The sequence below is a fragment of the Thioalkalivibrio sp. ALMg11 genome (genome assembly GCF_000377905.1).
Lineage (GTDB): Bacteria > Pseudomonadota > Gammaproteobacteria > Ectothiorhodospirales > Ectothiorhodospiraceae > Thioalkalivibrio.
This window is the reverse complement of sequence record NZ_KB898877.1, coordinates 120,782-146,443: the sequence shown is the minus strand read 5'-3', so window position 1 is coordinate 146,443 and position 25,662 is coordinate 120,782. Positions and strand designations below refer to the sequence as shown.

Here is a 25,662-nt window from a genome sequence, read left to right as displayed (position 1 = left end):
GCGGACAAAAGGTCCGGTACACGCCGGGTGGTGGGGCTAAGTGGTTTGTATGCCGAGCTTTTTCAGGCGGTAGCGCAGCTGGCGCGGGGTCAGCCCGAGGTCCATTGCGGCGCGAGTCTTGTTGCCGCCGGTCTGCTCGATCGCGCGCTTCAGGCGCTCCGCCTCGGTGGCGTGCACACGCTGGTAGGGACGCACCGCGCTGGTGCAGGCTGCGCCGGAAGGGGGCAGGGTTCGGGGTTCGCTGTGCGTCGATGGTGCCGGCACAAGCGCGTCCCGGAGTCCGTACCTTTCGCTCTCCAACGGACTGATGCGGGATTCCTCGTGCAGGATCTCGTCGATCAGCGGCGTGCCGATACGGCCGTCGGTGGACAGCAGCACCGCGCGCTCCAGCACGTTCTCCAGCTGGCGGATGTTGCCCGGCCAGTCGAAGGCCTCGAGGCGTTCCAGAACGCGGTCGTCCACCACCACGTTCCAGCCGTGCAGATGGGTGTAGCGGTCGAGAAAGTGGCGGGTGAGCAGGCGGATGTCGCTGGCCCGGTCGCGCAGGGCGGGCATGTGTAGCGGGATCACGTTGAGGCGGTAGAACAGATCCAGACGGAAGTGCCCGGCGTTTACCGCGGCCTGCAGGTTCTGATGGGTCGCCGCGATAATGCGCACGTCCACCGGGATGTCGCGGTTGCCACCGATGGGTTGTACCACCCGCTCCTGGAGTACACGCAGGATCTTCGACTGCAGCGCCTCCGGCATGTCGCCGATCTCGTCCAGGAACAGCGTGCCGCCGTCGGCCAGCGCGATCTTGCCGGTCTTGGCGCTGGAGGCGCCGGTGAAGGCGCCTTTCTCGTGGCCAAACAGCTCGGATTCCAGCAGGTCGGCCGGGATGGCGGCGCAGTTGATGGAGATGAACGGCTTCGGATTGCGCTGGCTGATCCGGTGGATCATGCGCGCGATCTTCTCCTTGCCGGTCCCGGAGGCCCCGGTCACCAGCACGGTGGCCTGGGTGTCGGCGATACGGTGGACCTGCTTGAGGACGTGGCGCAGGGCCGGGCTCTCGCCGAGGATGCCGTATTGGCCGCCCTGGGTATCCAGGGCGCTTTTTAGATAGCGATTCTCCGAGACCAGTTCGGCGGTGCGTTCCGCGATCAGCTGGTGGATGCGCAGGACCTGGCCGATCATGCTGGCGACCACCCGCAGCAGGTTCAGGTCGTCCTGGAACTGGCGCGAGCGTCGCCGCAGGCGATGGACGCCCAGCACGCCGATGGCGTGTTCGTCCTGGACGATGGGCACGGCGATATAGGCGACCGTTTCCTGCGGCAGGGTGGAGCGGTCGATGGCGCGCGCGAGGTATTCGGGCTCGTTGTCGATGTCCTGGATCAGGGCAATCTGGCCGGTCTTCATGACGCGCCCGGTGACGCCCTCGCCGAGGCTGTAGCTGCCGCGATCGCGCTCGGCATCGGTCAGGCCGTAGGCGTGGCGGATGCGCAGCTGCCCGCTGTTCGGGTCCGGCAACAGGACGCGCCCCCGGTTCAACCCCAGTAGCTGCGACATCATGCCGAGGATGCGGTAGATCGCGGCATCCGGGTCGCCGGAGCGTCCCATCAGCTTGGCGACCTCCAGCAGCAGGGTGATCTCCTGCTCCCGCGTGGCCAGGTCCGGTGGGGTCGAAGCGGGTAGGGGTTGCAGTGCCATGGTTCGGGTTATGCAGAAAGCCTGCCAGTACAGAAACGGCGTTTTGGCGGGGGTTCGGGGTGACTGGATGGGTCGCGAGGGTCCTGTTGCCTCGCAGTGGGGCAGGGCCTTGCACTGTTGGGTCGCACTTGCCCGCTTTACGGGCGCATGAAAAGGCCCGGCCAGGAATGGCCGGGCCAGGGCATTGCCGAGGGGTCAGCCCTCCGCGTGATAGCTGCTGCGCTTGATCAGGCGTACGCAGATGGCATCGAGCATGTAGCCGATGATGCCGATAACCAGCACGAAGGCCGCCAGCTTGTCGTACTCCAGGGTGTCGCGGGCATCGTTGATGGCATAGCCAAGCCCGGAGGTGACGCCCAGGTATTCGGCTGGCACCAGCACGATCCAGGCCACCCCGACCGCCAGGCGAATCCCGGCAAACACGTCCTGCGCGATCGCGGGCATCACGATATAGCGCAGGGTGTGGTACGGGTTGGCGCCCAGGTTGTTGCCCACCTTGAGCCACATCGGATCGATGCGCTGCACCCCGTGCGCGGTGGCATAGGTGATTGGCCAGACCGCCGCGATGGCGATGAGGAAGATGATGGCTGCATCCCAGGTGGCGAAGGCCAGCACCGCGATGGGCATCCAGGCCAGCGGCGAGATCATCCGCAGGAACTGGAACGGTACGTGGGTCACCTGCTTGAGCGTCAGGAAGTAGCCGATCATCACGCCCATCGGCACACCGATGGCGATGGCGTAGCCCAGCCCCCAGCCCACGCGGTACAGGCTGGACTCGATCGGTTTCCAGACGGCCCCGGAACTGACGATGTCCCAGAAGGCCGTCAGCGTCGGCCCGGGGGCGAAGCTGGCGAAGGCCATCGTGTCCTCGTTGTTGGCGATGGCCCAGCCGCCCCACCACCACAGGGCGAACAGTCCGGCGATGCCGAGCGCCGGGTACTGCAGCGCCCGGCGCGCTTGGTCCGCGAACCGCAGCACCGGCATGGGCCGCTCCACGGTCGCGGTGTCGGCGGAGAGGGTCGCTTCGCGGTTCATAGGACCACCACCTCCTCGCGGGCATAGGGCGAATCCATGTCCACGCCCGGGGCGCCCTGCCAGGCGGTGTGTTTCTCCATGGCCTTGCGCACGAAGTCGTAGTTCACCAGGTCGTCAGTGACGAAGTCCGGATCCAGGCCTTCGAGGAAGGTGGTGTCGCCGCCGACCAGGGTCTCGTTCATGGCGCCGACCAGCATCTTGGTCGCGGACGGGTAGGGCCAGGGCGAGAAGTCGATGCGACCGTTTTCCCACTCGGGGTGACGGATCGCGCCGCTGTCGGCGTAGGTGCTGTCGTCGTGATAGTTGGTCATCGCGCGTTCCACTACGTTGGCGGGCATCGGCAGGTAGCCCTTGCCATCGCGCGAGAGCATGGTGGCGACGGTCTTCTTGTCCTGCTGGATGGTGCCCTGGGCGCGGACCACGGCGTTCATCACCTTCTGGGTCCATTCCGGCTCGCGGGTGGTCAGGCGCTCGTTCATGCAGACCACGCAGCAGGGGTGGTTCTTCCAGATATCGCCGGTGAAGCGCAGCACGTTGCCGCGCGCCAGCAGTTCGCCGGCGGCGTTGAACGGCTCGGCGACGATGTAGGCATCAATGGAGCGCGCGGCCAGGGCCGGCGGCATGTCCGGCGGCGGCATGAGCATCAGGTTGACCTCGTGCGCCTCCAGGGCGTCGCCCTGGTCGCGGATCACCGGCGTCAGGCCGGCATCGCGCAGGGCCATCTGCATGACCACGTTGTGCATGGAATACCAGTAGGGCACGGCAACGCTCTTGCCGCCGAGGTCGGCGAAGCTCTGCACGTCGACATGGCGGCCTGTCACCACGGCCGAGCCATTGGTGTGGGCCCAGGACATGATCTTCACCGGGAAGTCGTTCTGGTAACGCATCCACAGCGGGATCGGCTTCAGCAGGTGCACCAGGTTGAAGCGGTTGGCGGCGAAGGACTCGATCAGCGGCGACCAGCCGCGGATCAGCTGGGGATCGGCGACCTCCAGCCCTTCGTCCTCGAAATAGCCCTCGGAGTGGGCGACCAGCAGGGCGGCCGCGTCCGTGATCGGGATGTAGCCGATGCGCACGACGCCGTCGAAATCGCTGACGACGCCTTCGGGCTCCTCAAGGCCCCCGGGTTCGGCCCCAAATAGCGAACCGGGCAGGGCCAGCCCGCTCCCGGCCAGGCCGCCGACGGCGGCGGTACGCAGAAAGTTACGGCGGGAGAAGCTGCGGTCCAGCAGCCGGTCCAGTTCGCTGTCGATGTCGTGGTGATTGTCGCAGTTGCACATGGTGGCGGTTCCTCGCTCGGGTTCGGGACAATGGCGGCGGTGGATCAGGCGGCGCGTACGCGGGCCCGGGATTCGGTGGCGGCCGATTCGGCCTGTTCGCTTTCGGTTTCCGACGTCGGGGCTTCGGCTTCTGCCCCGCCCTTGTCAGCGGCCGGGGCGCGTGTGGCGCCGAAGTAGCCCATCAGTTCGGCCTTGCGGTCGACGAAGGCCTGGCTGTTGCGATCGCGCGGGTGGGCGATGTCGATATGCAGTTCGGCGGTGATGGTCCCCGGGTTGGAGCCCATGACCAGGACGCGATCGGCCATGGCGACGGCCTCCTCGATGTCGTGGGTGACGAAGACCACCGAGATCCGGCGCTCGCGGGCCAGTCGGGTGACCTCGTCCTGCAGCGCAACGCGGGTAAAGGCGTCGAGGGCCGAGAACGGCTCGTCCAGCAGGAGCAGCTCGGGGTCGGTGGCCAGACTGCGGGCCAAAGCGACACGTTGTTGCTGGCCGCCGGAGAGCGACTGCACGTTGACCTCGGCCTTCTCGGTCAGGCCCACGGTCTCCAGCAGCTCGTCGATACGGTCGCGCATGTCGCGCTTGCGGCCCTGGAAGATCAGGCCCAGGGAGGCGTTCTTGCGTACCGTCATCCAGGGGTAGAGCGAGGGCTTCTGGAACATCATGTTCCAGCGCGGGCTCGGCTTGATGACCTGGTGGCCATTGATGCGCACGCAGCCTTCGCTCGGCAGCAGCAGCCCCGCGAGCATGTGCAGCAGGGTGGACTTGCCGCAGCCACTCTGGCCGATCAGGGCCACGGTCTCGCCCGGTGCGACGGTGACCTGGATGTCCTTCAGCGTGGGTTCTTCCTGCTTGGGATAGTGATGGGTGATGTAGTCGATGGAGATGGCGGCGCCCATGGCGTTTCCCTCTTGACCTGCGTTCATGAGCCGCCGGTTGGATCGGTTCGGCGGCGCGTTCCCAGGGGTTCCTTACAAGTGGCGTGCCAAATCCGCAGCGTGCTCGGGACATTCCCCCTTAAGGCGAGCGGAAACGGCGCGTTGAAGCGGGATGGGCTGGGGCGGGGTGAACGGCGGTGCAGTGGCACTGGGTCTTCGATGGCACCGGTCGCACTGGACAAACCGGACAATGTGGGCGACCGGAATGGACAAAGTGGACGGATTGTCCATCCGGGGCGCTTCCGATTTCGGAGGGATTGCCGGCAAACGGCTTGCTGCTGCGGTCTGCACGGTTTTGGCACGGGTTCTGCACCGGGATGGACGACCCGGTCGAATGCCGGGGATCGACGAATCCCAACCATCAGGAGCTACACCATGTCCGCAGCCGAAGCCACCACCTCCCTGTCCGTCAACGGCCTGGAGCCGATCGACCAGAATGGCCTCAATAACCTCGCCGCCAAGGGCAAGGCCAACCCCGAGAACATCGTGACCCTGAAGGCCACCACGGTCTGCGAGGGCAAGTTCCGCAACCTGACCTTCGTGCGCGACCTCGAGGCCCACGTGATCGACGAGCCGCCGCATCTGCTGGGCGACGACACCGCACCGAACCCCTCCGAAGCCGCGCTGGCCAGCTTGGGCGCCTGCCTGTCGGTGGGCATGCACGCCAACGCGGTCGATCGCGGCATCACGCTGACCAAGCTCGAGCTGACCCTGGAGGGCGATATCAACGTGACCGCCGTATGGGGCGTCGGGGACACCGACGTAAACAAGCACCTCGGCTTTTCCGATATCCGCGTGAAGGCGAACCTGGAAGGGGATGCCAGCGAGGAGCAGCTGAAGGAACTGGTCGCCCATGCCGACTTCTGGTCGCCGGTCGCCAACACCATGCGCAACCCGGTCAAGCTCAGCGTCGAGCTGGCCTGAATCCGGTCCTGCTGCCCAACGGGAGTAAACCCCAATGCTTGAAACCCGCACTCGAGACGTGACGGGGGTGTCGCCGGCCACAGGGCCGGCGGATGCCGATGCCGCGTTGCAGGCGCTGGTGGAGCGCGATCTGGCTCCGCTGACCGCCCGCATCGACCGCGAAGGCCTGTACCCCGAAGACTTCCTGCGCGAGGCCGGTCGCCTCGGCGCGTTTAATCGACACCTGGCCAGCCAGAACGCCAGTGGCACCACGGATATCGCCAGTGCCATCCGCGCGACCGAGGTGATCTCTGCCGAATGCATGACCACGGGCTTTGTCGCCTGGTGCCAGAACGCCTGTGCCTGGTATGTGGAGAACAGTGCCTCGGACACCCTGAAGCGCGAGGCCCTGCCGAGACTGGCGAATGCCGAGGCGCTGGGCGCGACCGCGCTGTCCAACCCGATGAAGTGGTTCGCCAATATCGAGGACCTGAAGCTCTCCGCCGAACGCGTGGACGGGGGCTACGTGGTCTCCGGTGCGCTGCCCTGGGTCTCCAACCTTGGGGAGGATCACTACTTCGGGGCGATCTTCCGCACCGCCGGCGAGAATCCACGGCCGGTGATGGCGCTGATCAACTGTTCCGATCCCGGCTTCAGCCTGACGGCCTGTCCCGAGTTCACGGCCCTGGAGGGGTCGCGTACCTTCGGCTGCCACTTCGATCGCGTGTTCGTGCCCGATGAACACGTGCTGGCGGACTCCCTGCCCGAGTACATCCGCCGCATCCGGCCCGGCTTCGTGCTGCTGCAGATGGGCATGGGGCTGGGGCTGATCGATGGCTGCATCCAGACCATGCGCGAGGCCAACGAGACGCTGGCCCACGTGAACGGCTATCTGGATGACCAGGTCGGCGAGCTGGAGGAGGCGCTGGAGGATGGTCGCGCGGCCTGTTACGCCTTGTCGGAGACTCCCTTCGATGAGTCCGAGCGCTTCTTTGCTGATGTGCTGCAGATGCGCCTGACGGGTTCCGAAATGTCGTTGCGCGCGTCGCAGTCCGCGCTGCTGCATGCCGGCGCCCGGGGCTACCTGGCGAACGCTGCCGCCCAGCGCAAGCTGCGCGAGTCGTACTTCGTGGCCATCGTGACCCCGGCGATCAAGCATCTGCGCAAGGAGCTGGCGCGTATCCACGCGCACTAGTCCACCACTCACGGGCGGGGCACACCGGGGCCCCGCGCCGAACGAAGGAATCGTCATGCTGGAAACCACTACCCGACTGGACCCCGAGACCGCGGTCGCGACCCTGAAGGAAGAGATCGACGCCCAGGGGCTGAAGCTGGTCTCGCATATCAATGGCCAGGCCAACGCCGCGAAGATCGGGGTCGAGGTCCCGACCGACCAGATCCTTGAGGTCTTTCATCCGAGCTATGCGGTGCGTGTCTGGGAGGCCTGCAAGGCGGCCGGCATCGACATCCCGCTGCGCATCCACGTCTCCGGCGATGGTGATCTCCTGCGCATCAGCGCGCGCTCCGCGCGGGACGTGTTCGCACCGTGGGCAAGCCCTCATCTTGACGCCATTGGCGCCGAGCTGGATCCGAAGCTGCAGGCCATTCTCGATGCCCTGGAGGCCGCGTGATGAGCACCGACTCGAGTGATTTCAAGCGTTTTATCTGCAAGGTCTGCGGCTATATCTACGACGAGGCCAAGGGTGACCCGGATTCGGGTCTGGCCCCGGGTACGCGTTTCGAAGATATCCCCGACGATTGGTATTGCCCGGACTGTAACGTGACCAAGGCGGATTTCACCGCGCTGGAACCGCGCGCCGAAGAGGCGGACGCGGGTGCGGCGGCGATGGCCTGGAGTGCCGGCCCCGGAGCGGATGATCCGGATGCGGTCGTGATCGTTGGCGGCGGCATGGCGGGTTGGGCGCTGGCCGAGGCCCTGCGCGAGCGGGACCCGAAGCGAACGATCCGACTGCTGACCGCCGATTCCGGTGATTACTACACCAAGCCGCGGATCTCCAATGCCTTCGCCCGTGGCGTCGCGGTCACGGACCTGGTCGAGGAGAGTGGCCCGGCGCGTGCGGCCCGGCTCGGGATCGATCTGATGCCGTTCATCCGTGTGCTGGATGTCCAGCGGGCGCAGCAAAGACTCATCACCGCCCGTGGTGGCGTCCCATACGGGCAACTGGTGCTGGCTACCGGTGCGCGCCCGCGGCAAATGGCGTTCCCGGGTGGGGCCACAGCGCCGCTGTCGGTGAATACGCTGGAGGACTACCGGCATCTCCGTGCAGCGCTCGAGGCGCGAGAAGGCGCGCCCGCCCACGCCCGGGTGGCGATCATCGGTGCCGGACTGGTGGGCTGCGAGCTGGCTGATGACCTGGCGGCCGGTGGGTATCCGGTCACCTTGATCGAGTGTGCGTCGCGGCCGCTGGCGAATCTGCTGCCCGAGCCGCTGAGCGTCGATCTGAAGAAGGCGCTGGCCGACCATGGTGTGCAGTGGCGCACCGAGGCGATCGTCGAGGGCATCGAACCGGTCGCGGAGGGTGCGACCCGTCTTGCCCTGGCCAACGGCGAATCCGTAGAGGCCGAAGTGGTCATCAGCGCGCTGGGGCTGGTGCCCAACCGCGAGCTGGCCGAGCGGATCGGTCTGGCCTGTCACGCGGGGATCGAGGTGGACGCACTCTTGCGGACCACGGACCCGGCGATCTTCGCCCTGGGCGATGGTTGCGAGTTCGACGGCCAGCTGCGCCCCTACGTGGAGACCCTGCGCGGGCAGGCGGCTGCGCTGGCGCGCACGCTGTCCGGCGAGCCGACGGTGTACCGGCCGGATGCCGGGATCGTGCAGGTCAAGACGACGAGCCTGCCATTGAACGTCTGCCCGCCGCGGACGGACGGGGGCGAGTGGGTGGAGATCTCGGGTGACGCCGAAGGGCGTCACCTGGAGTATCACGCTGACGGGCGGCTTGCGGGATTCGCCGTGTCGGGTCGCCATGCTCGCCAGGCGCGGGAGCTGGAGACGCGTCTGGGCGAGCCGGTGGCGGATACCCGGACCCGACTGGCGTCCTGAGGCCCAGCGGGGTCAGATGACCCCGTCGAGCCGGAGGTAACCGATGATGAACAGCACGGCCAGGACGCCCGAAAGGGCGTAAAGCCAGTTGGATAGCGTGGGGTTGTCGGGGCGGCTGAAGAAGGCCCCCCACAGTGCCAGCAGGATCAGTACGAAAAAGAAAAACAGAAAGCGCATGCGTCAGGCTCCTTCGGGGACCGCGTAGGGCAGTTCGACGACCTCGGCTTTGGCGCCGTCCGGGGCGTCCCAGCGCAGTTCACCCTCGGCGGCCGCGACCTGCAGTACCGCCAGGGCGGAGTACAGCCCGTCCGGGTGCAGTTCGGCGGCGACGATCTCGCCGTCCGACTGGTCGGGGTTGCCGTCGGCCCGGAAAACCGGGGAACCGGGTTGGGGCGGGGTCTGAGTGTGGATCGCCAGGCGGTACATGCGCCGCTTGAGTTTGCCGAGATAATGCATCCGGGCTACGACCTCCTGGCCCGGATAGCAGCCCTTGTCGAAGCTGATCGCGCCCAGGGCGTGCAGGTTGAGCATCTGCGGCACGAACTTCTCGGAGGTTTCCTCCACCACAGTGGGGACCCCGGCCAGGACATCCAGCAGCGCCCAGTCGCGCGGGCCCACCGGGGCCGCGTGGACGTTCAGGCCGTCCCATGCCTTGCGCATGGCCTCGAACTCGCCGAACAGCTCGAAGCGCGGGTGCACCCCGGGCACCCGGACCACGATGACGCCGTCCTTCTCGACGACCTCCTCGACCTCGGCGGGGCAGGCACCCAGCGCGCTTTGCAGTTCCTTCTCGGCATCCGGCCCGGAGCAGCCGAAGTGGATCCGCGAATCCCCGGCCTGTTCGATGATGACGTTCGCACGCAGCACGAACATCTGCAGGCGCTTGGCTACCGGCTTGATCCGGTCGGCGGGCATCTCCAGCAGGTAGCCGTCGCGGGTGCGCAGCACGCGGAACACGGCGTAGGCGCGGCCCTTGGGGCTTGCGTAGCTGGAGAGCTGGCTGTGCTGTGCGTCCACCGCGCGGATGTCGTTGCCGAACTGGCCCTGCAGGAAGTCGGTGGCGTCGTCGCCGCGGACCTCGAGCAGGCCGCGATGGGAGAGGTCGCAGATCACCTCGCCATTGACGGCCATGCGCCGTTCGCGCTCCGGGTTGCCGTAGTGCAGGAGGTCGTCCTCCTCGAACTCGGCACCCGCATCGGTGATGTGGTCTTTCCAGTCTTCGCGCATCGAGGATCTCCAGTGGACTGCTGCCCATGCCATCGCCGGGCGTACCGCGCGGGAGGCGGCGATACGGGGTCACGACGGCAGCATGGAGTGGTAAGCTGATTCGGTGGATCGATGGTAGACGAACCCCACGCGGGGTGTCAGCCTGACGGTCCTTTTCTTCCGGCTATTAGGGGTTGGCATGACTCGGCAGGGGCGTCCCGTCTTTCTGGATTTGCGCAAGATCCGACTGCCGCTGAATGCCGTGGTCTCCATTCTGCACCGGATCACCGGTGTCTTCCTGATTCTGTCGATTCCCGTGCTGCTTTGGCTCCTGGACCGCTCGCTGGCCAGCCCCGAGGGCTTCGCTCAGGTGGTCGCCATTATTTATCACCCGCTCGGCCTGGTCGCCCTGGCCCTCGGGCTGTGGTGGTTGCTGCACCACCTGTTTGCCGGGATTCGCTACCTGCTGATGGAATTCGGCATCGGCGAGGATCGCGAGGGCTCGCTGCGCACGGCGCGCGATGCCCTGTACGCGGGCATCCTCGCCACGGTGCTGGTGTGGCTGGGGCTGGTGCTATGAGGCTCCTGAGCGGACAGCGCGCCTGGTTGCTGCAACGCATCACCGCGGTGTATGTGGGCGTATACGTGATCCTGGCTCTTGGATTTTTTGTGCTGGCCGCACCCGCGGATCATGCCGCATGGCTGGGTGTGGTCGGGCACCCCGTGATTGGGTTGCTGACGGCTGTGTTTGTGCTGCTGTTACTGCTGCATGCATGGATCGGGCTGCGTGACGTGGTGATGGACTACGTGCATGCGCCGGGTACGCGGCTCACGGTTTTCGTACTGGCGGCCGGCGGTCTGCTCCTGACGGGCCTGTGGGCATTCTTCATTCTGATTCGGGCGGGGCTTGCATGAAGGGACTGGCATGAACGTGGCACGGCGCAAGTTCGACGCCCTGATCATCGGGGCGGGCGGGGCCGGCCTGCGCGCGGCGCTGCAGCTGTCCAATGGCGATGCCAAGGTCGCGGTGGTCTCCAAGGTGTTTCCCACGCGCTCGCATACGGTGGCCGCGCAGGGTGGGGTGAATGCCGCGCTGGCCAACGTCCTGCCGGACTCGTGGCACTGGCACATGTTCGACACCGTGAAGGGCTCGGACTACCTGGGCGACCAGGACGCGATCGAGTACATGTGTCGCGCCGCGCCCAAGGTGGTCTACGAGCTGGACCACTTTGGCGTGCCGTTCTCGCGCCTGGACAACGGCAACATCTACCAGCGCGCCTTTGGCGGGCAGAGCCAGAACTTTGGTCAGGACCAGGCGGCGCGCACCTGCGCCGCGGCGGACCGCACCGGGCACGCGATCCTGCACTCGCTGTACCAGCAGAATCTGCGCGCGCGTACGCACTTCTTCGACGAATACTTTGCGGTGGACCTGCTGCGCGACGAGCAGGGTTTCGTGCTGGGCGTCCTGGCGTTCGAGATCCTGACCGGCGAGCCGATCGTGATCGAGGCGAAGACCACGTTGATTGCGACCGGCGGGGCGGGGCAGCTGTTCCGCACCACGACCAATGCCCTGATCAACACCGGCGACGGCATGGCGATGGCCCTGCGCGCCGGGGTGCCGCTGGAGGACATGGAGTTCGTGCAGTTTCACCCGACCGGGATCGCCGGGCGCGGGATGCTGATTACCGAGGGCGCGCGCGGCGAGGGCGGGTTCCTGATCAACTCCGAGGGCGAGCGCTTCATGGAGCGTTATGCCCCGCGGGCGAAGGACCTCGCCTCGCGCGACGTGGTCAGCCGCTCCATTGCCACCGAGGTGCGCGAGGGGCGCGGCTGCGGGCGCAACGGGGACCATGTGTTGCTGGACCTGCGCCACCTCGGGACCGACACCATCATGCACCGCCTTCCGGGGATTCGCGAGACGAGTATGACCTTCCTCGGGGTGGACCCGATCGAGGCGCCGATCCCGATCTTCCCGACCTGTCACTACAGCATGGGCGGTATCCCCACCAATCGCTTCGGGCAGGTGGTCGCGCCGGTGAAGGATACCCCGGAGGACCCGGTGCCCGGGTTATACGCGGCCGGCGAGACGGCCTGCGTGTCGGTGCACGGGGCCAACCGCCTGGGTGGCAATTCGCTGCTGGACATCCTGGTATTCGGCCGCGCGGCGGCCAACCACATCCTCGAGTACCTGGCGGAGAATCGCTACCACCGGGCGCTGGACGAGGCGGCCGTGGAGCAGGCAATGGCGCGGCTCACGCGCTGGGATCGCAAGAACCCGGGCGATGGTTCCGCCGAGCAGATCGAGCCGCTCAAGCGCGAGCTGCGCAAGGTGATGGAAGACCACTGCTCGGTGTTCCGCACCGACGAGGTGATGCGCGAGGGCGTGGAGAAGGTCCGCGCGCTGCGCGAGCGCCTGAATAACGCGGTGATCGCGGATCACTCCAGCACCTTCAACACCGCGCGGGTGGAGGCGATGGAACTGGAGAACCTGATGGACTGCGCGATCGCGACCATCCGCTCCGCGCTGGGGCGCGAGGAGAGCCGCGGGGCGCACTCGCGGATCGACTTCCCCGAGCGCGACGACCAGCGCTGGCTGAAGCACAGCCTGTACTCGCTGGCGGATGACAGCCTCGACTACAAGCCGGTGCGCACCCAGCCGAACACCGTCGCCTCGTTCCCGCCCAAGGAACGCGTCTATTGATGGCGCAACGCGACCGTAGGATGCCGATGAGCGCAGCGAATCGCATCACGAGGTGGATATTCCCACCGGCATCGGTGCGTTTCGCGATGCTCAACGCACCCTACGACACCGGTGCATCAATACAGGCCGTAGGATGCCGATGAGCACAGCGAATCGCATCAGGGGCCATGGCAGCCCGCGCGTTCAACCATGTGCAACGCGCTCGATGGGAGACGACCAATGAGCAACCCCACCGAACCGGTACCCGAGGCATGGCTGCGCGAGCAGCTCGAGGCGCTGGTGACGGAGCTGGACGCCGCACTCGAGGGAGCCGGCGAAAGCGGTGCGACCGTGGAGCTGGACCAGCAGCGCACCGGACGGCTGTCACGGATGGACGCGCTGCAAGGCCAGGCAATGGCCAAGGCGAGCCAGCAACGGCGCGAGGCCCAGCGCGCCCGAGCACGCCGGGCCTTGGTGCGGCTGAAGGAAGGCGAGGGTGGACTGTGTATCGATTGCCTGGAGCCGATTGCCCGCTCGCGGCTGGAGATCGATCCGGCCGCCGAACGCTGCATTGCCTGCGCCGAGGCACAGGAACAGGAACAGGGTTGATCGGGTCGTACCGATGCGCGTGAACCGGTGGCGTCGCGGCCGCTGACAGGAGAGACGGATGGAGTTCTCGATCTACCGCTTCAACCCGGAGACGGACACGCTGCCGAAGATGCAGCGCTTCACCCTGCCTGACGATCAGGTCGAGCCGGGGATGATGCTGCTGGATGCCTTGTTGCTGTTGAAGGAGCAGGACGACTCGCTGGGCTTTCGCCGCTCCTGCCAGCACGGGGTCTGTGGCTCCGATGGCATGAACATCAACGGCACCAACGGCCTGGCCTGCATCACGCCGCTGACGGATCTGGAGTCACCGGTGACACTGCGCCCGTTCCCGGGCATGCCGGTGATCCGCGACCTGATCGTGGACATGGACAACTTCTGGGAGCAGTACCGCAAGGCCGAGCCCTGGCTGGTTAACGACAGCCCGGAGCCCGAGGTCGAGCGCAAGCAAAGCCCCGAGGACCGCGAACAACTGGATGGCCTGTACGAGTGCATCCTGTGCGGTTGCTGCTCCGCTGCCTGTCCGTCCTACTGGTGGAACCCGGACAAGTTTCTGGGGCCGGCGGCCTTGTTGCAGGCCGCGCGCTTCATCCACGACAGCCGCGACGAGGCCACCGAGCACCGTCTGGAACAGCTGGATGATGCCTGGAAGCTCTACCGCTGCCACACCATCATGAACTGCACCCAGGTGTGCCCGAAGGGCCTGAACCCGAGCCGCGCGATCAGCGACATCCGTCGCACGATGCTGAAGAAGTCGCTGTGACCTGCCATCTGCACTCTCGGCTCGGGGTTTGTTGGAGCCTGTTTGCAGGCGAGCGCCCCTCCGAAGTCGAACGCGGGCAGGGGCTTCGCCTGCAAGCAGGCTCCAACGAGTCGCGGGGGTCCTTGTTGATGGAACCGGACAACCGGACACGCTGGCGCTGCCGTCGGGGCATGCTGGAGAACGACTGGCTGCTCGGACACTTTCTCGCGCAGGGATATGCGCAACTGGACCAGGAGGGTCGCGATGCCTTCGAGCGCCTGCTCGACTACCCCGACAACGTACTGCTGGATGTGGTCATGGGTCGCCAGACTACAGTGGACGAGGGGATAGCCCGCCTTGTCCCGGCGATCCGCGCCGCCACTCAGGCTTCAGCTCCGGCCTGACCCGGTTCTCCCCCGGCTCGCGCTCGCGGGCCAGATCCTGTTGCTGCTCGCGGTCGTCGGCTACGTGCTGGTGTACAGCCCGTTGTGGACGCTGGCCCCGGTCTTCGGCTTGGCCGCGGTCGGGTGGTGGTGGCAATGGCGTTCGCAACCGCCGGCCTGGGACTGGCTGGGCCAGACGCCAGAAGGCGCGACCTGGCTGGCCACGGCCGAGGGTCTGCGCCAGGAAATGGTGGACTGGGTCGAAGTGCTGCCCGATACACGGGTGTTGCGAAGGCTCGTCATCCTGGTCGTACGGGTGCCCGCGACGGGCCGGGTGTGGCGTCTGTGGTTGCACCCGGGGCGCATGCACCCGGAGGACCTGCGCCGACTGCGCGTACGGTTGCGCTGGTCGCCCGCTCGCGAGGTCGTGGATCCCGGCTGGCGGGTGCGGCTTCGCACGGGGCTCGAGCGGGGCGTTGCTATACTGGCGAAAAGCCGAGTACCCGGAGGCCCGAACATGGCTGGACCCGACAATGCGCAGGTGATGGTGGACGTGTCGCATCTGCTGAGCGACGAGCCCGATCACGTGTATAGCGAGGAAGAACTGGACGCGATCGAGGAGCTCGATCCGGAACTGGCCCTGCGCCTGGACCGTGTCCAGACCTTTGCCGAGCGCGAGGCAGCGGACGTGCCGGCCGATGGCCCAATCGACGAGGACGCGGTACGTGGCGCGATCGAGGAAGCGCGGCGGATCATGATGCAGGACGGTGGCGACATCGAATTCGTCGAACTCGATGGCCGCACCGTGCGGGTCCGGCTCAAGGGAGCCTGTGTCGGTTGCCCGCGCTCCACGCTGGATCTCAAGAACGTGGTCGAGCGCCTGGTCCGGTCGCGCGCACCGGGCGTGGCCAGCGTTTCCAATACCTTCTGAATCCGATTGATGCCCTCGACTAGCCGGCGCTTAGCCGGCGCAGCAGTTGCCGGATCCGCCCCGGCCCGAATCCGTGTACCCGCTTGAACGCCTTGCGAAAGGCAGCCTCCGAGGTATATCCCACCGTGTCCATGACGCCCGCGACCGACTCCCTCCCGTCGCGTAGCAGGCGTTCGGCCAGCACCATGCGCCACTGGGTCAGGTAGTCGATCGGGGTCTGCCCGACCAGGGCGTGGAAGCGTTCGGCGAAGCTGCTGCGCGACATCGCTGCCTCGCTGGCCAGCCCCTCCAGGGTCCAGGCCGCCTCCGGGTGGGCGTGCAGGGCATCCAGCGCCCGGCGGATGCGGTCGTCCGCCAGGGCGGCGATCAGGGACCCCTCCGAGTGTTCGCGTTGCGAGCAGATGTGATGACGCACGGCCATCACGAACAGGGTATCCGCCAGCCGGTCGAGTACCGGCCGATAGCCCGAGGAGCGCTCCGCCAGTTCGATGTTCATCAGGTCCGCCAGGTGCGACAGGCGTTCGCCGGATTCGCGGCGACGGATGATGATGTGGTCGGGAAGGCCAGCCAGGATCGGGTTGCGCCGGCCGGAATCGAACTCGAAGTGGCCGCACAGGAGCTGGGTGACCGGGGTGTCCACCGGATCGTCGCCTTCCACCAGGGTCAGGTGATTGTCCCGATCGCGAATGGTTTCGCGGCTGGACATCAGGTGCCAGTCGTCATGCGGCAGCAGTAGAAGGTCGCCGGCCTCCATCCAGATGGGAGCCTGGTCCCCCAGGTGCAGATAACAGCCGCCTTCTCCCACCAGATGAAAGCTGGCGTTTCCCGAGCCCGCCGTACTGAGCTGCCATTCGCCGCACAGGCGTGGGTTGGTGTCGATGCGGGCGCGCAGGTTGTAGGCCGCCAGGACCGTCGACAGCACGTCTTCGTGGGGGCTGATATCCATTGAACGTTCCTTTTTGTCCGCTCCCGGATCGTGTCCACCTTACCCGTTGAGGGAGGTGGTTGCCTGTCGGTACATCCGCCGTTGCGCGTCCCGGACGATCAGACATAAATGCCGGCGGCCTGCCCAGCGTACTTCGGGAGGCATCGGTCTAGTCTAGGTATCCAGTAGAGGACGGAATGGAGCTCAGGATGATGGGCATGATTGGGACGTGGGGAGCACGGGTGCAGGGATGGCTGGACTGGACGCGCGGCGCGGACTTCCTGGCACCGCTGCTGTTACGGCTTTATCTCGCCCCGGTGTTCTGGATGGCGGGCACCAACAAGCTCGACGGGTTCCTGCCGAAAGAGAATGTGGTCATGTGGTACGGCAACGCGGACTGGGGGTTGGGCATGCCCTTCCCTTATCTGATGGTGCTGCTGTCGGCCTATGCCGAGGTGCTGGGCGCGATTGCGTTGTTGCTCGGACTGGCGGCGCGCTGGTTCTCGATCCCACTGATGATCACGATGGTGGTGGCGGCCGTCACCGTGCATCTGGAACACGGGTGGCAGCGCATCTCCGATCCGATGATGTGCCTGTTCAATTGCTCCGGAATCGAGGAGGCGCAGATGCGCCTGGATCGGGCCAAGGCCATCCTGCAGGAACACGGGAACTACAGCTGGCTGACCGAGACCGGGAATTTCGCAGTCGTAAATAACGGTATCGAGATGGCCGCCACCTTCTTCGTGATGCTGCTGGTGCTATTTTTCTGGGGAGCGGGTCGCTACGTCAGCATCGACTATTACATACGTCGGAGGATGATGAGCAAGGGGGCAAAGGCTGTGTAACAGCCATTTCACAACGGATCCAGCGGATCCATAATTGCAAGACGAGGACTAACACCATGAAGAGCGATCTGTTTTCCACCAAGACCCTGGCGGGCGCCGTCGGTAGTGCGGCGATCGGCATGGCCATGGCCACCAGCCCGGTGTTCGCATCGGCCGACCTAAACCACGGCTATCAGCAGGGCGGACAGTCGCCGCTGATGCTAGCCGAGGGTGCCTGCGGTGGCGAAGGTACCTGTGGCGGGGCTACCGAAACCAAGGACAACGAAGGCAGCTGTGGCGAAGGCACCTGTGGCGGCGCGCCCGAAACCAAGGACAGTGAAGGCAGCTGTGGCGAGGGCACTTGCGGGGACTCCGGCAGCGAGGACAAGGATTCCGAAGGCGCCTGCGGCGAGGGGACCTGTGGCGGCTAAAGTTGTCCACCCCGTTAACCCGGCCCGCGTCAGCGGTGCCGGGCTCGGTTTGCGGCGGGCCCTGCTGGGCCCGCTGGCCGAGGCCCCGGAGACGACCGAACGCCTGGGGTTCTTCGAGGCGGCACCGGACAACTGGATGCACCTGGGCGGTCGCCTGGGGCGCATCTTTCGCGAATACACCGAGGCCCAGCCCTTTGTATGTCATGGGCTGTCTCTCGACATCGGCGGGCCACGCCCGCTGGACAAGACCTTTCTGCACGACTTGCGCGCCTTCCTGGATACCCACGGGATCGAGGATTACAGCGAGCATCTTTCCGCCTGTGGGGACGGTCAGGGGCATTTGTATGACCTGATGCCGATTCCCTTTACCGAGGAGGCGGTGCACTACGTGGCCGACCGGGTGCGCCAGGTGCAGGACATCCTCGGGCGCCGGCTGGCATTGGAGAACGTGTCCTATTACACCCCGGTGGGGGCCGAGCTGGACGAAATCAGCTTCGTCCGGGCCGTCCTGGAGGAGGCCGACTGCGATCTCCTGCTGGATGTGAACAACATCGTGGTGAACAGCATCAACCACGGCTACGAGCCGACCGAATTCCTGGATGCCATGCCGCTGGAGCGAGTGCGCTACCTGCATATCGCGGGGCACGAGGAGGAGGCGCCGGATCTGCGTGTCGATACGCACGGACAGCCGATCTGCAGCGATGTCTGGGATCTTCTGGGCGAGACCTATGCGCGCATCGGCCCGGTGCCCACGTTGCTCGAACGCGACTTCAATTTCCCGCCCCTGGAAGAATTGCTGGCGGAGACGGACCGGATCCGCGATCTGCAGCGCCAGGCACGTGCGGGTCAGGAGGAGCGGGTCCTGCATGCCTGAGACCAATTTTCAGCAGACGCAGGAGGCGTTCGCACGACACCTGCGCGATCCCGATCGCTATCCGGCACCCGAGGGGATCGAGCCGCGACGTCTGGCGATCTACCGGCGCCTGTTCTTCAACAACGTGGCCAATCTGCTGGCGAAGGGTTTCCCGGTCCTGCGCGGGCTGCTGGAGGCGGCAGCCTGGCAGCAGCTGGTGCGCGATTTCTATCGGGATCACGGCAGCGAGACCCCGTACTTCCCCCAGTTGGCGGCAGAGTTCGTGCGCTATTTGGCGGACGAGCGACAGGCGCAGTCCGGGGATCCGCCGTTTCTGGCCGAGCTTGCCCACTACGAGCGGGTGGAAACGGAGCTCGTCTATGCGGACGCGGCGAGGCCCTCGGACGTGGATCCGGCAGGCGACTTGATGACCCATGTGCCGGTGTTTTCCGCCGCCGCCCGGCTGCTGGCCTACGAGTACCCGGTGCACCGGATCGGGCGTGACTTCCAGCCCGAACAACCGGGCGAGGTCCCCACCTATCTCCTGGCCTATCGCACCGACGAGGAGCGGGTGCGTTTTGCCGAGCTGAACCCGTTGGGTGCCCGCCTGTTGTGGCGCGTGGTCGAAATGCCGGCGACGGGCGACGAACAGATTCGTCGGGTTGCCGCGGATTTCGGGCTGGAGGCCACCGGTGATCTGGTCGTCAGTGGCCGCCAGCTGCTCGAGCACTACCGCGAGCTGGGCGCCATCGACGGGGCCCGGCCACTCTCCGCGGACGCCTGAAGACGCGGGGGGCGGACGGTTTCACCGGGGATGTGGACGCTCGATGAGGCACACGGTGGGCAATCACCGCCTTGCCGCTGGCAACAGGGTGGGGTTTGCCAGGTTCCGGGTCAGTAGCCCAGATCCAGGGCGGGTTCGTCGAGGGCGGCGGCCTGTTCGCGCAGGGTGAGGATGTGATCCTCCCAGAAGCGCGGCGTGTAGAAGATCGGGAAGCCGTCGACAAAGGCCGGGTCGTCGGCGCGCCGGGCCAGCCAGGCGGCGTGGCGCAGGATGCGCAGGGTGCGTAGCGGGGCGATCAAGCCGAGCTGGCGGCGATCCAGTGGCACGAAGGTCTCGTAGCCCTCCAGCAGGGCCTGCATCTGCCAGGCCATCTCGGGCGGTTCGCCGGAGAGGAACATCCACAGGTCCTGCATCGCCGGGCCGGTGCAGGCGTCGTCCAGGTCGACGAAGTGCGGGCCCTCGTCGGTCCACAGGATGTTGCCGGGGTGGGTGTCGCCGTGCAGGCGCAACTGCGGGACCGGTCCGATCGTGTCGAGGTCACGCTGGATGCGCCCCAGCAGGTCGGCGCTGAGATCGCGGTATACGGATTCCAGCTCCATAGGGAGATAGCCGGAGGCGAGCACGGCCTGGCGTGCCTCCTCGCCGCGCGGCACGAGGTCCAATACGGGGCGCTCGCGGAACGGTGCGGCGCGGCCGACCTCGTGAATGCGGGCGATGAACCGACCGATACGGACCAGGGTGTCGCGCTGCTCCAGATCCGGTGCCCGGCCGCCGCAGCGCGGGTAGACGGCGAACATGAACCCGGCGTGATCGTGCAGGGTTTCGCCTTGATGATCTGCCAGAGGGGCCACCACCGGGACCTCGCGGCTTGCGAGTTCCTGGCTGAAGGCGTGTTCCTCGCGGATGGCGGCGGGTGTCCAGCGCTGCGGACGGTAGAACTTGGCGATCACCGGTGTGGTGTCCTCGATGCCGACCTGGTAGACCCGATTTTCGTAGCTGTTGAGGGCTAGCAGGCGCCCGTCGCAGCGCAGGCCGGTTGTTTCCACCGCGTCGAGGATGACCCCGGGTTTCAGTTCGTCGTACGGATGTGCATGCATGCTTGCAGTGTACGGGTTTGCCGCGCATGGTTCCGGCCAAATGGCCGGGAGGAGTCGCGATTGAACCGCTATTACTGGGGGCTGGTTGTCGTACTGGCCGGATTCCTCGGGGTCTGGTTGTGGGTTGCGATGGGGCCAGGTCTGGATCTGGAGACTCTGCAGGACGCGCGTTTGCAGGTGGAGGAATGGCGGGGCGCTTACCCGCTCATCACCGCCGCGCTGTTCTTCTTGCTCTACATGGTGGTAGCGGCCTTCTCGGTGCCGGGGATCGTGGTGATGACCCTGGCCGGCGGTGCCCTGTTTGGCGTGGTCTGGGGCACCGTGCTGTCGTCGCTGGCCTCCACGCTGGGGGCGACCCTGACCTTTCTCGTGGCACGGGCGCTGGCGCGCGATGCCGTTCAGCGCCGCTACGGGCACCAACTCGGGCGTATCAACGAGGGCTTCGTGCGCGAGGGTGCGTTCTATCTGTTTGCGCTGCGTATGATTCCGGTGTTCCCGTTCCTGCTAATCAACGCCGGGATGGGCCTGTTGCCGATTCGGACCTGGACGTATTTCTGGGTGTCGTTGCTGGGAATGCTGCCGGCCACGGCGGTGTTCGCGAATGCCGGGACGCAGTTGGGACGGCTTGATGGCATTGAGGGCATTCTCTCGCCAGTGCTGGTCCTGTCCCTTGTTGCCACGGGGCTGTTTCCGCTCCTGGCGCGCTGGCTGGTGAATGCCGTGCGCCGCAGGCGGGGTCGCTTGGAGAACCCGGGCACGGACTAAAACTGCCCGCAGTATCTGCCATCGCGTATATAATATGGTTCACTGTTGGGGGCGGACGTAGAGCGCGCACCGCCGGACAAAGTCCCGAAGTTCGACGAACGACCCCGTCACACATTGCGTGTGCTGTCCGACTCGGGGTGCGAACGACACAAGGAGTTTTCTATGACATTGAATGTTTTGTTGCGCCAGGGTCAGGTGGCCCTCCTCGCGCTGGGTCTGATGGGCTTCGGCATGGCCGCCGTGCAGGCGGAGGACGAGTCGCTGGATCGTCCCATCGAGAAGGTGCTGGAGCCGATTCAGCTGACCGACCGGGTCCATTACTTTTATGGCTCCCTGGAAAACCGGAATCCGACCAATCTCGGCTTTACCAACAACACCGGCTTCGTGGTGACCGACGAAGGCGTGGTGCTGATCGATTCCGGGCCGAGCTACCAGGTCGCCCAGCGAATGGAGAAGGCGATTGCCGAAGTGACGGACCAGCCGATCACCCACGTGATCTCGGTGGGCAGCCAAGATCACCGCTGGTTGGGTAACGGCTATTTCTTGCAGCGCGGAGCGGAGCTGGTGGCGCTTGAACGAACTGTCCGAACCCAGGCGGAATTCGGCGAGCGGCACGTCGAGTCGCTGGGCCGCCAGGTGGGCGAGGAAGCGATGGTCGGTACCCTGCCGGTCCCGTCCCGAAATCCGATCGATGCCGATGAATACACCCTGACCGTGGGTGGGGTCGACTTCGAGCTGATCTATGCCGGAGATGCCCATTTCCCGGGCGATATCATGGTCCATCTGCCGGGTGAGGATGTCGTGTTCACCGGCGATATCGTCTATACCGAACGCATGCTGGGCATCCACCCGTGGAGCAACCCGGTGGAGAAGCTGGAGGCCTTCCGGCATCTGGAATCCATCGATCCGGAGATTGTCGTCCCGGGGCACGGCCGCGCGACCGACATGGCCGAGGCGCGCCAGGACACCGGCGACTACCTGGAACTGGTGGTGCGTGAGGTAAAGGCGGGCATCGAGGACTGGGAGTCCCTGGGCGAGGTGGTGGACCGGCTCGAGGACCTGGAACAGTTCCGGCATCTGCGCCACTACGATGACTGGCATCGCCCGAACGTGAACCGGACCTACCTGTTCATCGAAGGCAATATGTAACAGCAGCACGGTAATCCCGGCCACAGCCCGGGAGATCTGCCGACGGCGCGGGGCACATGGTATGCTTCGCGCCGTTGTCGTTTCCGGCAACTCCCAAATTTTTGATACGCGACGTTCGACCCCGCGTATGGGTCGGCGAAGGAGCCTCGCAATGCCCGCAATAACCCTCCCCGACGGCAGCCGCCGCGAGTTCGATCACCCAATCACCGTGCTGGACGTGGCCAAGGACATCGGCCCCGGCCTGGCCAAGGCGACTCTGGCCGGCAAGGTAAACGGTGAGCTGGTCGATGCCCGCCACGAGATCGACCACGACGCCGAGTTGGCGATCGTGACCGACCGCGACCCGGAAGGGGTGGAGATCATCCGGCATTCGACCGCGCACCTGATGGCGCAGGCGGTCAAGCAGCTCTTTCCCGAGGCCCAGGTGACGATCGGCCCGACCATCGAGAACGGCTTCTACTACGACTTCGCCTATGACCGCGGCTTCACGCCGGAGGACCTGGAGAAGATCGAGAAGCGCATGAAGGAGCTGGCCAAGCAGGACCTGCCGGTCGAGCGCTCGCTGATGGACCGGGACGAGGCAGTGGAGTACTTCCGCAACATGGGCGAGAAGTACAAGGCCGAGATCATCGGGAGCATCCCGCAGGGCGAGAACATCTCGCTGTACAAGCAGGGCGACTTTGTCGATCTCTGCCGCGGCCCGCATATCCCGTCCACCGGCAAGCTGAAGGCCTTCAAGCTGACCAAGGTGGCCGGTGCCTACTGGCGGGGCAACTCCGACAACGAGATGCTGACGCGGATCTACGGTACCGCCTGGCCGAACAAGGATCAGCTGAAGGAACACCTGGAGCGACTCAAGGAAGCCGAGCGCCGCGACCATCGCAAGATCGGTCAGGAGCTGGATCTGTTCTCGATCCAGGACGAGGCTGGTGGTGGCCTGGTGTTCTGGCACCCGAAGGGCGCGCGCATCCGTCGCGAGATCGAGAAGTACTGGTACGAGATGCACGAGCGGGCCGATTACGACTTCGTGGTCTCGCCGCATATCGCGAACCTGGAGCTGTGGAAGACCTCCGGCCACGCGGATTTCTATTCGGAATCCATGTACGAGCCGATGGAGGACGAGCACCAGTCCTTCCAGCTCAAGCCGATGAACTGCCCGTTTCACGTGTTGATGTACAAGGACCGGCTGCATTCCTACCGTGACCTGCCGCTGCGCTGGGCGGAGATGGGTACGGTGTACCGCCGCGAGATGTCCGGTGCACTGCATGGGTTGATGCGCGTGCGCGGCTTCACCCAGGACGACGCCCACATCTTCTGCCGCGAGGACCAGATCGAGGCCGAGGTCATGGGCGTAATCGATCTGACCCTCGAGGTCCTGAAGACCTTCGGCTTCGAGAAGTTCGACGTGAACCTCTCGACCAAGCCCGAGGATGCGGTCGGCTCGGATGAAATCTGGGAACATGCGACCGCCTCATTGCGTTCGGCGATCGAGAAGAAGGGGCTGGAGTATTCGGTGGATGAGGGCGGCGGTGCCTTCTACGGCCCGAAGATCGATATCAAGATCCACGATGCGATCGGCCGCGAATGGCAGTGCTCCACGGTGCAGCTGGACTTCAACCTGCCCGAGCGTTTCGACATGGAATATGTCGCCGAGGACAACGAGCGCCGCCGTCCGATCATGATCCACCGCGCGCTGCTAGGCTCGGTGGAACGCTTCTTCGGCGTGCTGATCGAACACTACGCCGGACACTTCCCTGCGTGGCTGACCCCGGTGCAGGCCGAGGTGCTGACCATTACAGAAAGGCAGGACGATTACGCGCGCGAAGTCACGAAGACGCTGCGCGACAGGGGGTTCCGGGTCGAGGCCGACTTGAGAAACGAGAAGATCGGCTTTAAGATTCGCGAGCACACGCTCAAGCGCGTGCCGTACCTGCTGGTCCTTGGAGACAAGGAGATGGAAAATGGGCAGGTGGCGGTGCGTACGCGGAGCGGGGAAGACCTCGGCGTGATGCGCCTCGAGGACTTCGGCGAACGCCTCCGGGAGGAGGTCAGCAGTCGCCAACACTGAACCCTGAACTGGAGAGAAGGCTATTAGCGCAGCGAAAACGGTCCGCCTGAACGATCAGATCACCAACCCGCAAATCCGACTGATCGACGCCGAAGGCGAGAATCGCGGTGTCTGCAGCACTGCAGAGGCCCTGGAAATGGCGCAGGAAGGTGGTCTGGACCTGGTCGAGATCTCGCCGAATGCCGAGCCGCCCGTGGCCCGAATCATGGACTACGGGAAGTTCAAGTTCGAGCAGGCGAAGAAGGCGCAGGAAGCCAAGAAGAAGCAGAAGCAGATCCAGATCAAGGAAGTGAAGTTTCGTCCGGGTACGGACGAGGGCGACTACAACGTCAAGCTTCGCAACCTGCGCCGCTTCATCGAGGCCGGTGACAAGGGCAAGGTAACCATCCGCTTCCGCGGGCGCGAGATGCGCCACCAGGAACTGGGTGGCGAACTGCTCGACAAGGTCGAGAAAGACATGGCCGACATTGCGATCGTGGAACAGCGGCCGAAGATGGAAGGACGCCAGATGATCATGGTACTGACGGGCAAGAAGAAGTAAGTCTGTCAGACAACAAGGGCGATCGGGTTTCCGCATACCCGTATCGCTTTTTCATAAACGGTCGGCCCACGGTGGGTACGGTCCAAAATGCCGGAGAGAGTAATGCCGAAGATCAAGACCAATCGGGGTGCGGCCAAGCGCTTCACCCGTACCGGGTCGGGGAAGTTCAAGCGGTTCCAGTCGCACCGCAGCCACATCCTGACCAAGAAGCCTACCAAGCGTAAGCGTCACCTGCGCAGTCCGGCGATGGTGCACGAGTCGGATGCCCCGGCCGTGCGCAAGCTGCTGCCGTACCGTTGAACTGACCGAGGAATCGAGACATGCCACGAGTCAAGCGCGGTGTAACCGCTCACGCCCGTCACAAGAAAGTCCTGAAGCAAGCCAAGGGCTACTACGGCGCCCGGAAGAACGTCTTCCGCGTTGCCAACCAGGCCGTCATCAAGGCCGGTCAGTATGCCTACCGTGACCGTCGCCAGAAGAAGCGCACGTTCCGGTCGCTGTGGATCGTCCGCATCAATGCGGCGGCCCGTCAGTTCGATCTGTCCTACAGCCGTCTGATGAACGGTCTGAACAAGGCCGAGGTCGATATTGACCGCAAGACCCTGGCCGATCTGGCCGTGCACGACCTGACCGCGTTCGGCAAGATCGCGGAGAAGGCCAAGGCCGCACTGCCGGCCTGAGCCGCAGGGCCTGAAGGACTGCCCGCCGGCGGTGTGCCGGCGGGTCCCGAGAAGGGAGGGTCGATGCCCTCCCTTTTTTGTTTCGGGAACA

General features: G+C 65.5%; 29 protein-coding genes. 21 read left to right on the top strand and 8 right to left on the bottom strand.

Going from position 1 to position 25,662, the window contains the following annotated elements; genetic code table 11:
• Nucleotides 1-36 precede the first annotated feature (36 nt).
• The 4 genes from D578_RS0112320 to D578_RS0112305 all read right to left on the bottom strand — a co-directional run bounded on the left by D578_RS0112320 (nt 37) and on the right by D578_RS0112305 (nt 4,900).
• Nucleotides 37-1,686 carry a sigma-54-dependent Fis family transcriptional regulator gene (locus D578_RS0112320; RefSeq protein WP_018950245.1) on the bottom strand — a complete coding sequence of 550 codons (1,650 nt, stop codon included), beginning with the start codon at nt 1,684-1,686 and terminating at the stop codon, nt 37-39.
• Nucleotides 1,687-1,881: 195 nt separating this feature from the next.
• Nucleotides 1,882-2,721 carry an ABC transporter permease gene (locus tag D578_RS0112315; RefSeq protein ID WP_018950244.1) on the bottom strand — a complete coding sequence of 280 codons (840 nt, stop codon included), beginning with the start codon at nt 2,719-2,721 and terminating at the stop codon, nt 1,882-1,884.
• Nucleotides 2,718-4,001, bottom strand: a complete 1,284-nt coding sequence (locus tag D578_RS0112310) for an ABC transporter substrate-binding protein (protein ID WP_018950243.1) — start codon at nt 3,999-4,001, stop codon at nt 2,718-2,720. The genes D578_RS0112315 and D578_RS0112310 overlap by 4 nt, the downstream gene beginning before the upstream one ends.
• A gap of 44 nt (nt 4,002-4,045) precedes the next feature.
• On the bottom strand, nt 4,046-4,900 hold the full coding sequence (locus D578_RS0112305; protein WP_018950242.1) for an ABC transporter ATP-binding protein: 855 nt from the start codon (nt 4,898-4,900) through the stop codon (nt 4,046-4,048).
• Between the two features lie 414 nt (nt 4,901-5,314).
• Here D578_RS0112305 and D578_RS0112300 point away from each other — a divergent pair, with 414 nt between their 5' ends.
• The 4 genes from D578_RS0112300 to D578_RS0112285 are packed head-to-tail and all read left to right on the top strand — an operon-like array spanning nt 5,315 to nt 8,906.
• A complete protein-coding gene (locus tag D578_RS0112300) occupies nt 5,315-5,863 on the top strand; it encodes an OsmC family protein (protein WP_018950241.1) in 549 nt (182 codons plus the stop codon).
• Nucleotides 5,864-5,897: 34 nt separating this feature from the next.
• The gene (locus D578_RS0112295; protein ID WP_018950240.1) at nt 5,898-7,037 is read left to right on the top strand and encodes an acyl-CoA dehydrogenase family protein; all 1,140 of its coding nucleotides are present in this window, start codon (nt 5,898-5,900) and stop codon (nt 7,035-7,037) included.
• 55 nt (nt 7,038-7,092) lie between these two features.
• Entirely contained in the window at nt 7,093-7,473 is a 381-nt protein-coding gene (locus D578_RS0112290; RefSeq protein ID WP_018950239.1) for a DUF302 domain-containing protein, read from the top strand.
• Complete coding sequence (locus D578_RS0112285) at nt 7,473-8,906, top strand: FAD-dependent oxidoreductase (RefSeq protein ID WP_018950238.1); 1,434 nt, start codon at nt 7,473-7,475, stop codon at nt 8,904-8,906. Before D578_RS0112290 ends, D578_RS0112285 begins: the two co-directional genes overlap by 1 nt.
• Before the next feature lie 12 nt (nt 8,907-8,918).
• Here the strand turns inward: D578_RS0112285 and D578_RS16075 are convergent, their stop codons facing one another.
• Both D578_RS16075 and D578_RS0112275 read right to left on the bottom strand, forming a co-directional pair.
• Nucleotides 8,919-9,083, bottom strand: coding sequence for a hypothetical protein (locus D578_RS16075; RefSeq protein ID WP_018950237.1), 165 nt, complete (start codon nt 9,081-9,083; stop codon nt 8,919-8,921).
• A 3-nt stretch (nt 9,084-9,086) separates the two neighbouring features.
• Nucleotides 9,087-10,133 carry a folate-binding protein YgfZ gene (locus D578_RS0112275; protein ID WP_018950236.1) on the bottom strand — a complete coding sequence of 349 codons (1,047 nt, stop codon included), beginning with the start codon at nt 10,131-10,133 and terminating at the stop codon, nt 9,087-9,089.
• 178 nt (nt 10,134-10,311) lie between these two features.
• On the opposite strand from D578_RS0112275, the gene sdhC reads away from it, so the two are divergent.
• The 7 genes from sdhC (at nt 10,312) to D578_RS0112240 (ending at nt 15,454) form a co-directional block, all read left to right on the top strand.
• Nucleotides 10,312-10,692: a succinate dehydrogenase, cytochrome b556 subunit gene (sdhC, locus tag D578_RS0112270; RefSeq protein WP_018950235.1), complete on the top strand. Its 381-nt coding sequence runs from the start codon at nt 10,312-10,314 to the stop codon at nt 10,690-10,692.
• Complete coding sequence (gene sdhD, locus D578_RS0112265) at nt 10,689-11,027, top strand: succinate dehydrogenase, hydrophobic membrane anchor protein (protein ID WP_018950234.1); 339 nt, start codon at nt 10,689-10,691, stop codon at nt 11,025-11,027. Before sdhC ends, sdhD begins: the two co-directional genes overlap by 4 nt.
• Before the next feature lie 10 nt (nt 11,028-11,037).
• A complete protein-coding gene (sdhA, locus tag D578_RS0112260; protein ID WP_018950233.1) occupies nt 11,038-12,813 on the top strand; it encodes a succinate dehydrogenase flavoprotein subunit in 1,776 nt (591 codons plus the stop codon).
• A 219-nt stretch (nt 12,814-13,032) separates the two neighbouring features.
• Nucleotides 13,033-13,401: a TraR/DksA C4-type zinc finger protein gene (locus D578_RS0112255; protein WP_018950232.1), complete on the top strand. Its 369-nt coding sequence runs from the start codon at nt 13,033-13,035 to the stop codon at nt 13,399-13,401.
• Between the two features lie 58 nt (nt 13,402-13,459).
• The gene (locus D578_RS0112250; protein WP_018950231.1) at nt 13,460-14,161 is read left to right on the top strand and encodes a succinate dehydrogenase iron-sulfur subunit; all 702 of its coding nucleotides are present in this window, start codon (nt 13,460-13,462) and stop codon (nt 14,159-14,161) included.
• Between the two features lie 128 nt (nt 14,162-14,289).
• Nucleotides 14,290-14,544, top strand: a complete 255-nt coding sequence (locus D578_RS0112245; protein WP_018938539.1) for a succinate dehydrogenase assembly factor 2 — start codon at nt 14,290-14,292, stop codon at nt 14,542-14,544.
• Nucleotides 14,498-15,454, top strand: a complete 957-nt coding sequence (locus D578_RS0112240) for a NifU family protein (protein ID WP_026289335.1) — start codon at nt 14,498-14,500, stop codon at nt 15,452-15,454. The genes D578_RS0112245 and D578_RS0112240 overlap by 47 nt, the downstream gene beginning before the upstream one ends.
• Before the next feature lie 19 nt (nt 15,455-15,473).
• Here D578_RS0112240 and D578_RS0112235 read toward each other — a convergent pair whose 3' ends face one another.
• Complete coding sequence (locus D578_RS0112235) at nt 15,474-16,400, bottom strand: AraC family transcriptional regulator (RefSeq protein ID WP_018950229.1); 927 nt, start codon at nt 16,398-16,400, stop codon at nt 15,474-15,476.
• A gap of 188 nt (nt 16,401-16,588) precedes the next feature.
• Here D578_RS0112235 and D578_RS0112230 point away from each other — a divergent pair, with 188 nt between their 5' ends.
• Genes D578_RS0112230 through D578_RS0112215 form a run of 4 tightly spaced genes read left to right on the top strand, consistent with a single transcriptional unit; the run spans nt 16,589 to nt 19,271 of the window.
• Entirely contained in the window at nt 16,589-17,224 is a 636-nt protein-coding gene (locus D578_RS0112230) for a DoxX family membrane protein (RefSeq protein ID WP_018950228.1), read from the top strand.
• A 56-nt stretch (nt 17,225-17,280) separates the two neighbouring features.
• A complete protein-coding gene (locus D578_RS0112225) occupies nt 17,281-17,634 on the top strand; it encodes a hypothetical protein (RefSeq protein WP_018950227.1) in 354 nt (117 codons plus the stop codon).
• On the top strand, nt 17,624-18,508 hold the full coding sequence (locus D578_RS0112220) for a DUF692 domain-containing protein (protein ID WP_026289333.1): 885 nt from the start codon (nt 17,624-17,626) through the stop codon (nt 18,506-18,508). The genes D578_RS0112225 and D578_RS0112220 overlap by 11 nt, the downstream gene beginning before the upstream one ends.
• On the top strand, nt 18,501-19,271 hold the full coding sequence (locus tag D578_RS0112215) for a DUF2063 domain-containing protein (RefSeq protein WP_018950225.1): 771 nt from the start codon (nt 18,501-18,503) through the stop codon (nt 19,269-19,271). The genes D578_RS0112220 and D578_RS0112215 overlap by 8 nt, the downstream gene beginning before the upstream one ends.
• Before the next feature lie 110 nt (nt 19,272-19,381).
• On the opposite strand, the gene D578_RS0112210 is transcribed toward D578_RS0112215, so the two are convergent.
• Nucleotides 19,382-20,368 carry a serine/threonine protein kinase gene (locus D578_RS0112210; protein ID WP_018950224.1) on the bottom strand — a complete coding sequence of 329 codons (987 nt, stop codon included), beginning with the start codon at nt 20,366-20,368 and terminating at the stop codon, nt 19,382-19,384.
• A 60-nt stretch (nt 20,369-20,428) separates the two neighbouring features.
• Between D578_RS0112210 and D578_RS0112205 the strand changes: the two genes are divergently transcribed.
• From D578_RS0112205 to rplT, 6 genes are all read left to right on the top strand, one after another.
• Nucleotides 20,429-21,133, top strand: coding sequence for a TVP38/TMEM64 family protein (locus tag D578_RS0112205; RefSeq protein ID WP_018950223.1), 705 nt, complete (start codon nt 20,429-20,431; stop codon nt 21,131-21,133).
• 162 nt (nt 21,134-21,295) lie between these two features.
• The gene (locus D578_RS0112200) at nt 21,296-22,282 is read left to right on the top strand and encodes an MBL fold metallo-hydrolase (RefSeq protein WP_018950222.1); all 987 of its coding nucleotides are present in this window, start codon (nt 21,296-21,298) and stop codon (nt 22,280-22,282) included.
• A 151-nt stretch (nt 22,283-22,433) separates the two neighbouring features.
• On the top strand, nt 22,434-24,350 hold the full coding sequence (gene thrS, locus D578_RS0112195; RefSeq protein ID WP_018950221.1) for a threonine--tRNA ligase: 1,917 nt from the start codon (nt 22,434-22,436) through the stop codon (nt 24,348-24,350).
• Between the two features lie 22 nt (nt 24,351-24,372).
• On the top strand, nt 24,373-24,891 hold the full coding sequence (infC, locus tag D578_RS0112190; protein ID WP_081617374.1) for a translation initiation factor IF-3: 519 nt from the start codon (nt 24,373-24,375) through the stop codon (nt 24,889-24,891).
• A gap of 102 nt (nt 24,892-24,993) precedes the next feature.
• On the top strand, nt 24,994-25,191 hold the full coding sequence (rpmI, locus tag D578_RS0112185) for a 50S ribosomal protein L35 (protein WP_017942014.1): 198 nt from the start codon (nt 24,994-24,996) through the stop codon (nt 25,189-25,191).
• Between the two features lie 20 nt (nt 25,192-25,211).
• A complete protein-coding gene (gene rplT, locus D578_RS0112180) occupies nt 25,212-25,571 on the top strand; it encodes a 50S ribosomal protein L20 (RefSeq protein ID WP_018950220.1) in 360 nt (119 codons plus the stop codon).
• Nucleotides 25,572-25,662: the final 91 nt, after the last annotated feature.

Bases quoted from the DNA above. Each gene is read 5' to 3' on its own strand.
- D578_RS0112320 (WP_018950245.1), bottom strand. From the start codon at position 1,686: ATGGCACTGCAACCCCTACCCGCTTCGACCCCACCGGACCTGGCCACG.
- D578_RS0112315 (WP_018950244.1), bottom strand. From the start codon at position 2,721: ATGAACCGCGAAGCGACCCTCTCCGCCGACACCGCGACCGTGGAGCGG.
- D578_RS0112310 (WP_018950243.1), bottom strand. From the start codon at position 4,001: ATGTGCAACTGCGACAATCACCACGACATCGACAGCGAACTGGACCGG.
- D578_RS0112305 (WP_018950242.1), bottom strand. From the start codon at position 4,900: ATGGGCGCCGCCATCTCCATCGACTACATCACCCATCACTATCCCAAG.
- D578_RS0112300 (WP_018950241.1), top strand. From the start codon at position 5,315: ATGTCCGCAGCCGAAGCCACCACCTCCCTGTCCGTCAACGGCCTGGAG.
- D578_RS0112295 (WP_018950240.1), top strand. From the start codon at position 5,898: ATGCTTGAAACCCGCACTCGAGACGTGACGGGGGTGTCGCCGGCCACA.
- D578_RS0112290 (WP_018950239.1), top strand. From the start codon at position 7,093: ATGCTGGAAACCACTACCCGACTGGACCCCGAGACCGCGGTCGCGACC.
- D578_RS0112285 (WP_018950238.1), top strand. From the start codon at position 7,473: ATGAGCACCGACTCGAGTGATTTCAAGCGTTTTATCTGCAAGGTCTGC.
- D578_RS16075 (WP_018950237.1), bottom strand. From the start codon at position 9,083: ATGCGCTTTCTGTTTTTCTTTTTCGTACTGATCCTGCTGGCACTGTGG.
- D578_RS0112275 (WP_018950236.1), bottom strand. From the start codon at position 10,133: ATGCGCGAAGACTGGAAAGACCACATCACCGATGCGGGTGCCGAGTTC.
- sdhC (WP_018950235.1), top strand. From the start codon at position 10,312: ATGACTCGGCAGGGGCGTCCCGTCTTTCTGGATTTGCGCAAGATCCGA.
- sdhD (WP_018950234.1), top strand. From the start codon at position 10,689: ATGAGGCTCCTGAGCGGACAGCGCGCCTGGTTGCTGCAACGCATCACC.
- sdhA (WP_018950233.1), top strand. From the start codon at position 11,038: ATGAACGTGGCACGGCGCAAGTTCGACGCCCTGATCATCGGGGCGGGC.
- D578_RS0112255 (WP_018950232.1), top strand. From the start codon at position 13,033: ATGAGCAACCCCACCGAACCGGTACCCGAGGCATGGCTGCGCGAGCAG.
- D578_RS0112250 (WP_018950231.1), top strand. From the start codon at position 13,460: ATGGAGTTCTCGATCTACCGCTTCAACCCGGAGACGGACACGCTGCCG.
- D578_RS0112245 (WP_018938539.1), top strand. From the start codon at position 14,290: ATGGAACCGGACAACCGGACACGCTGGCGCTGCCGTCGGGGCATGCTG.
- D578_RS0112235 (WP_018950229.1), bottom strand. From the start codon at position 16,400: ATGGATATCAGCCCCCACGAAGACGTGCTGTCGACGGTCCTGGCGGCC.
- D578_RS0112230 (WP_018950228.1), top strand. From the start codon at position 16,589: ATGATGGGCATGATTGGGACGTGGGGAGCACGGGTGCAGGGATGGCTG.
- D578_RS0112225 (WP_018950227.1), top strand. From the start codon at position 17,281: ATGAAGAGCGATCTGTTTTCCACCAAGACCCTGGCGGGCGCCGTCGGT.
- D578_RS0112215 (WP_018950225.1), top strand. From the start codon at position 18,501: ATGCCTGAGACCAATTTTCAGCAGACGCAGGAGGCGTTCGCACGACAC.
- D578_RS0112210 (WP_018950224.1), bottom strand. From the start codon at position 20,368: ATGCATGCACATCCGTACGACGAACTGAAACCCGGGGTCATCCTCGAC.
- D578_RS0112200 (WP_018950222.1), top strand. From the start codon at position 21,296: ATGACATTGAATGTTTTGTTGCGCCAGGGTCAGGTGGCCCTCCTCGCG.
- thrS (WP_018950221.1), top strand. From the start codon at position 22,434: ATGCCCGCAATAACCCTCCCCGACGGCAGCCGCCGCGAGTTCGATCAC.
- rpmI (WP_017942014.1), top strand. From the start codon at position 24,994: ATGCCGAAGATCAAGACCAATCGGGGTGCGGCCAAGCGCTTCACCCGT.
- rplT (WP_018950220.1), top strand. From the start codon at position 25,212: ATGCCACGAGTCAAGCGCGGTGTAACCGCTCACGCCCGTCACAAGAAA.